Origin of the sequence: Photorhabdus tasmaniensis (assembly GCF_011189505.1) — a bacterium.
GTDB classification, from domain to species: Bacteria; Pseudomonadota; Gammaproteobacteria; order Enterobacterales; family Enterobacteriaceae; genus Photorhabdus; species Photorhabdus tasmaniensis.
The window spans coordinates 1-6,834 of the sequence record NZ_PUJU01000092.1 but is presented as its reverse complement, the minus strand read 5'-3'; the positions used below and the strand labels follow the sequence as shown (position 1 = coordinate 6,834).

The following is a 6,834-nucleotide window of genomic DNA, read 5'->3' as shown; positions in this document are numbered from 1 at the left end:
GTCAGGGGGTTTTGGGGTCGGCGGTGAACGGACATTGGAAAAAACGGGTGGTAACTGACTGAGGGCATGAGGAAAATCGGCGTTCGGTAATCAACGTCGCAATGGAATGCGTTGTTATTGAGAATAATGCTTTGGCTTCCCGAAATCTGGGGGATTGCCGCACGATGTCACCGGAGGCGTGCGGCAAGGCTAAGGAGCTGAGCCAGCGCATTCTGGATAAAGGTCTGCCGTCGGTTGAAGACATGCGCGGTAAACTGGCATCATGTCAGGATGACAGTTGCCGCAAAGGGGTCTGGACAGAGTACCGGCAGGCCAGTGATGCAACCATCAACACCCTGAAACACATGGCGCTGAATGGTGAGTTGAGCCGCGAAGAGCTGGCCTTTATCAACCATGAGTTGGGTAAAGAACTGGCGGTCTCAGGATACCGTGCCAATGACAAGCTGGGCCGTTCAGAGCAGAGCAGCTGGTTAAATGGCGGCAGCGGACCCCTCTCCGGGTTCTTTAACACGGAACTACGCCAAAAAGAGCTGGAGAATGCAGGTTTATCCAAAGCCGATGCGGCGCAGTACGTGAAGGAAGAGCAGCGTAACCTGATGTTGCTGGAGACCGCGACGGGAATTATTGGGGCAAAAGCCAGTGATAAAATGCAGGCGAAGCCATCATCTGTACCGTCAATAAAAGGTTCGACTGATAACAAAGGCAATAGCTCTGAACAACATACTAATGAGCATAAAGTTATTGTTGTAGATAAAACAAAATATCCAGAATCAGCGAAGCATATTGAAGATGCTCAGAAAGCAGGGCATCCTAATGTGTTGACGATTGATCGTGGAGGAGCTGCTCAGAGGAGAAGAGAATCCTTGAAAAATACTCCTCCGGTGAAAGGTGCAGATCGTGATGAATATCCTCCTGCCATGTTTAAAGAAGGTGGCTCAGGCGCTTCGGTTCGACCAATTACCCCTTCTGATAATAGAGGAGCTGGATCATGTATTGGTCAACAATGTCGCGGATTACCTAATGGCGCGACTGTAATTATAAAGACAGAAAAGACAGACAAATCAGGCAAAATAGAAACGGAGAAATAGAAAAATGTGGCCTTTAACTGACAAATTACTCTCAATTTGTAGTCATGATATTTCTTCGGTTAGATCAGAAAAATATATTGCTTCTAATTATGGAAAATCATTGGTAGATGAATTGAGCTGTTTATTGACTAAAAAAAATGGATTTTATGGCTTTGAGTCTGCATTACGTGTTTTTCCATATGAAACGATAGATGAAGAGATCGGCTTAATTGATTGGAACAACAACAGGTTATGGATTAACTCATACGAAGATATGGCTAAGGATGCTCTTTTCTTTGCAGAAGATATCTTTGGAAATCAGTTTTGTTTAAAAGATGATTGTATTCATACATTCGATCCTGAAACGGGATTATTTGATAAATTAGCCGAGAGTATAAATGAATGGAGTGGGATTATCTTGGAAGATTATGAAGTCCTAACTGGATATTCTTTGGCTCATAATTGGCAAAATATTTACGGCCCTATTCAATCTGGCTATCGTTTAGTCCCTAAAATTCCCTTTGTTTTAGGCGGAGAATATGAATTGGAAAATCTTTACTTAGCTCGAACAGGCGAATCAATGAGAGCCAGAGCTGATTTGGCTCTACAAATACGAAATATTCCCGATGGGGCAAGCATTAAAATGGACATAAAAAATTAAAAATCAGTTAGCAAAAAGATCCCGGTCCAAGCACTGGGATCTTTTTTGAGCCATCAGTTGTTCTCAACGAGTCGGATAATCAACTGTCCGTGCTCAACACTAACCTGCACCGGCTGCCCGGTCACAAAGCCCGCTTCTTGCAGCCAGTTCCCTTTTAAGTGCAAACTGGGATGCTGGCTGTAATAGCGGGTCATGCCAGTGCTGCGGTCAGGGTGACATCGGCTGATATAGCCGACTTTATAGTGGCGTTGGGCTTTCGAACTGCCTGAATTTACATTACAATCGCGTTCAGCCATAGCTAACTACCTCTGATAGTGGGTTGTGGTTAGCGGTGCTGGGATGTTCTCAGCATCTCAACACCGCGTAAGTATTATCTCTTTTGAGCGCCTAACGTTTTATCGTCCAACGTTTAGCATCATGCATATGCAACATACTGCTAATCACTGTCTCAATCGCTTCCCGCTCTTTCTCATCCAACTGTGAGACCGCTTCGAACTGGAGTTTTAGCCGGTCATCGGGTCCGCGTTCATTGTGATCAAAAAGAAGCATATCGGCACTGACATTCAACGCTAATGCAATCCGCCGAAACACATCAATCGTCGGCTGGGATGTCCCGGCTTCATAGCGCTTGTACTGTGAAACGTGCATACCAATCTTGTCAGCCATCTGTTGTTGCGTGAAACCAAGCTCTTTACGGGAAGCAGCCAATTTATCAGAAAAGCTCATAGGAAATTCCAAAGTTGCTGTAACTGGCGTCACTATACCCCTCCCGTTTTTATCGCTTGACTAAAAGTATCATATCAGGGACTATATATATTATCAATGTGAATCTTGACGCATTTTACAGGAGTAAAGGCAATGACCCGCATTCCCGATACCGATTTAGCCCGCTTAAAGCAGTTCGTCTCATTGCTGGGGCTGGCGCGTAAGCAAGGCCGTCCGATGAAAAAACGCGGTGAGGATTATGTGCTGCGCTGTCCGTTCCATCACGAGAAAACACCCTCAATGGTGATATCGCCTGCCAAGAACCTGTATCACTGCTTTGGCTGTGGCGCGGCGGGGTCGGTGCTGGACTGGGTGATACAAACAGAAGGCGTGACGCTGAAAATCGCTATCCGTCGGCTAAGGGAGCTGGCCGGGTTGCCGGACATGGACAATACGGTGGTGGCCGCCTCTTCCTTAGCCGCCCAGCCGGGATCACAGGCCGCTCCTTTGCCGCGCCCGAAACTGGCCGACCTGGACGATGACGGGCAGGCGCTGTTGCATCAGGTAATTGATTTTTATCATCAGAATTTACTGGCGTCACCAGAAGCCAAAGCCTGGCTGGAACGACGCGGACTGCATCATCCTGAACTGGTCAGTCACTTTAAGCTGGGGTACGCGGGCAATCACGGTATCGGCGGTTCGGCAGGGCTGCTGCCGTCAAAATCGAGCCATGAGGGGCAGCAACTGCGCGATAAGCTGTCGGGTCTGGGCGTGTTGCGTAGCACCACCCGGCAGGACCACTTCCGGGGCTGCGTAGTCGTCCCGGTGATCGGCTGGCCTGAATCGGCCAGTGTGGCCAGCCGCGGGCGGGTGTTGCAACTGTATGGCCGCCGAACCCAGCCGGATTACAAGGTGCTGAAAGACAGCCCAAAGCATCTGTACCTGCCCTCGCCACTGGCCGGGGTCTGGAATGAGGCAGCGATGAAAGCCGCTGCGGAAATTATCCTGTGCGAAGCGCTGATCGATGCCATGACCTTCTGGTGTGCCGGGTTCCGTAACGTGATTGCCGCGTTCGGGGTGAACGGGTTTAACCGTGAGCACCTCGAAGCCTTGCAGTATCACGGCGTGAAACGGGTGCTGATTGCCTTTGACCGCGATGAGGCCGGAGACCGTGGCGCGGCCAGTGTGGCCGCTGATTTACTGGAAGCCGGTATCGAGGCATGGCGGGTGCAGTTCCCGCCGGGCATGGATGCCAATGATTATGCTGTCAAAAGTGGCAACGCCGAACATGCGCTGGGGCTGGCGTTGCAACAGGCAGTCTGGCTGGGACAGGGAACGGTACCGGGTGCGGTGTTCAGCCATGAGCGGCCCGTCTCGTCAGATATGACGGAAAAGCCCCAAAGTGCCGGTGTGGCTGAATCTTCTTCTTTAGCCGCCCCGCCAGAGCTGACCGTTGCGCCGGTGCCCTGTGAGCGCACGGCCTGCGGTGAACTGTTGATGAAAAGCGGCCCCCGGGTCTGGCGGATACGGGGGATGAAAAAATCCCCAGTGCCTGATGTGATGAAAGTCAATGTGCAGGTGCGGGATGAAACGTCCGGCCTGTTCCATGTGGATACGCTGGACATGTATCACGCGCGGCATCGTCAGAACTACATCAGCACGGCGGCGCAAGAGCTGGAATGCGAGCTGTCGGTCATCAAACGCGAAGCCGGGCGGGTGTTGCTGATGCTGGAGCAGCAACAGGATGCGCAACAGCAGGCCGACGCCGAAGCCGCAGGGACAACGGCCGTCACGGTCAGCGCGGAAGACGAAGCCGCCGCGCTGGCATTGTTGACATCGCCGAACTTAACAGAACAGATTATCCACGACATGGCCGCCTGTGGCGTGGTCGGCGAATCCACCAATCTGCTGACCGGGTATCTGGCGGCGGTCTCGCGCAAACTCGATAAACCGCTGGCCGTGCTGATACAAAGCAGTTCCGCTGCCGGGAAATCGTCATTGATGGAGGCGGTACTGAACCTGATGCCGGAAGAGGAGCGTATCCAGTACTCGGCAATGACCGGGCAGAGCCTCTACTATCTGGGAGAAACCAGCCTGCAACACAAAATCCTGGCAATAGCCGAAGAGGAAGGCGTGCGGCAGGCGGCCTATGCCCTGAAACTGTTGCAGTCCGACGGCGAGCTGAAAATCGCCAGCACCGGCAAGAATGAACAGAGCGGCGAACTGGTGACGCGGGAATACAAGGTACAGGGACCGGTGATGCTGATGTTGACGACGACGGCCATTGATGTGGATGAAGAACTGCTGAACCGCTGTCTGGTGCTGACAGTCAACGAATCGCGCGAGCAGACGCAGGCCATCCACGCCATGCAACGGCACCGTCAGACGCTGGAAGGCTTGCTGGCTGACTCGGAGAAAAGCTATCTGACGCAGTTACACCAGAACGCCCAGCGCCTGTTAAGGCCGCTGAAAGTGGTGAATCCCTACGCCCATCAACTGACGTTCCTGTCAGACAAAACCCGGATGCGACGCGATCATATGAAATACCTGACGCTGATACAGGCTATTGCGTTGCTGCACCAGTATCAACGTGAAGTGAAGAAAACCACGCATCGCGGGCAGGTGATTGAATATATCGAAGTGACGAAAGACGATATCCAGCTCGCTAACCAACTGGCACATGACGTGCTGGGGCGCACGCTGGATGAAATGCCGCCGCAGACGCGTAAGCTGTTACTGCTGATACAGGACTGGGTACGGGAAACCGCCGGACAACAGGCGGTCAGGGTCGATGAACTGCATTTTACCCGGCGGGATATTCGGGCCGCTCTGCACTGGGGCGATACGCAACTGAAAGTGCATCTGGCGCGGTTGCTGGAAATGGAATACCTGTTGCTGCACCGCCGCGGGCTGACCTATGAATATACGCTGCTGTGGGATGGTGAAGATACCGGGCAACCACATCTGTGCGGGTTACTGGAGATGACGGAATCCCAGTCAGAAACGACAGGCGATACATTCCGGTCGGGGTCAGAGGGTGTTCAGTCGGGTACAGGTCGGGGCATAGTCGGCAGTCAGTCGGTCAGTCAGAATCCGGTCTCAGGGCAGGCAGCACCCGACTTATCGGCGGAAGTGGCCGGGGTAAAACAAAAAACGGTTATTAAGGCAGAAAAAGAACCGGCTTCAATCCCCCTGCCCGAAGAAACAGAAATGGCGAATGACGCTGTTGCGGGCAAGGCGTTCCGGTCGGTGTCGAGAAGTATCCCGTCGGGTACAGGTCGGCCCCAGGTCGGTACACAGCCGGACAGACAAAATCCGGCCTCAGCACAGACAGTACAAGGCTTAACAACAGAACCGGGCGGAGCCGGAAAGAAAATGGTTAAAAAACATAAAACGCAAAAGGCCCCGCCGCCCGCTGCCTCAGCCACTCATTCCCAATCCGAAACGGAGATAAATCATGGCAAACCGTAAACCGCGCAAAGGGAGTCTCCTGACCGTCGATGACGTCTACCGTCAGCCTGTCGGTCCGGCACATGACCCAAAAAGCCTGTATGCACTGCTGCTGCGCTTCGTGGCATGGCGGCAGGAGCGGAACTGGTCGGAAACCACGCTGAAAGTACAGACTCATCACACCTATCGCTTTATCCTGTGGGCCACGGAACGGGGCCTGTACTATGCTGCGGATATCACGCGGCCAATACTGGAGCGTTACCAGCGCTATCTGTACCAGTACCGCAAGACCAACGGAGAGCCGCTGAGCATCCGTACCCAGCGCACCCAGTTGCAGCCGTTGCAGGTGTGGTTCAAATGGCTGACGAAACAGAATCTGATACTGGCGAACCCGGCAGCGGACATTGAACTGCCACGGGAAGAAAAGCATCTGCCACGCTATATTCTGACCATTGATGAAACCGAACAGATACTGGCGCAGCCTGACCTGACGACGTTGCAGGGGGTACGTGACCGGGCATTGATGGAGCTGCTCTGGTCAACCGGGATGCGCCGGGGAGAATTAACCCGGCTGGATGTGTACAGCGTTGACGGCAAACGCAAAACGGTGACCATCCGGCAGGGCAAGGGCAATAAAGACCGGGTGTTGCCCCTCGGTGAACGCGCCTTAAGCTGGCTACAGCGTTATCAGCAACAGGTGCGGCCACAACTTATCGTCAATCCTGACGTCAGGGCATTATTCGTCGCGATGGACGGGCTGGATGGCTTACAGGCCAACGGTATCAGCAATCTGGTGACAGCGTATATCAACGCGGTGGGTATCAAGAAAAAAGGTGCCTGCCACCTGTTCCGGCACGCGATGGCAACGCAGATGCTGGAGAACGGGGCGGACCTGCGCTGGATACAGGCGATGTTAGGCCATGCGAGCGTGGAATCCACCCAGGTGTATAC

Annotated in this window: 6 protein-coding genes; 4 read left to right on the top strand and 2 right to left on the bottom strand. The window is 53.1% G+C overall.

The window, feature by feature from the left end:
* The first annotated feature begins 101 nt into the window (after positions 1 to 101).
* Entirely contained in the window at positions 102 to 1,088 is a 987-nt protein-coding gene (locus C5471_RS24955) for a NucA/NucB deoxyribonuclease domain-containing protein (RefSeq protein ID WP_278250190.1), read from the top strand.
* Between the two features lie 4 nt (positions 1,089 to 1,092).
* Positions 1,093 to 1,728, top strand: coding sequence for an SMI1/KNR4 family protein (locus C5471_RS22330; RefSeq protein WP_207627439.1), 636 nt, complete (start codon positions 1,093 to 1,095; stop codon positions 1,726 to 1,728).
* Between the two features lie 53 nt (positions 1,729 to 1,781).
* Here C5471_RS22330 and C5471_RS22325 read toward each other — a convergent pair whose 3' ends face one another.
* Positions 1,782 to 2,024, bottom strand: a complete 243-nt coding sequence (locus tag C5471_RS22325; protein WP_133816003.1) for a SymE family type I addiction module toxin — start codon at positions 2,022 to 2,024, stop codon at positions 1,782 to 1,784.
* 91 nt (positions 2,025 to 2,115) lie between these two features.
* Positions 2,116 to 2,454, bottom strand: a complete 339-nt coding sequence (locus tag C5471_RS22320; protein ID WP_112896903.1) for a helix-turn-helix domain-containing protein — start codon at positions 2,452 to 2,454, stop codon at positions 2,116 to 2,118.
* A 132-nt stretch (positions 2,455 to 2,586) separates the two neighbouring features.
* On the opposite strand from C5471_RS22320, the gene C5471_RS22315 reads away from it, so the two are divergent.
* A complete protein-coding gene (locus C5471_RS22315) occupies positions 2,587 to 5,904 on the top strand; it encodes a CHC2 zinc finger domain-containing protein (RefSeq protein WP_133816005.1) in 3,318 nt (1,105 codons plus the stop codon).
* Positions 5,891 to 6,834 (top strand): site-specific tyrosine recombinase XerC (gene xerC / locus C5471_RS22310; RefSeq protein WP_166296461.1); only part of this gene is annotated, 944 nt, incomplete at its 3' end. The genes C5471_RS22315 and xerC, both read left to right, overlap by 14 nt.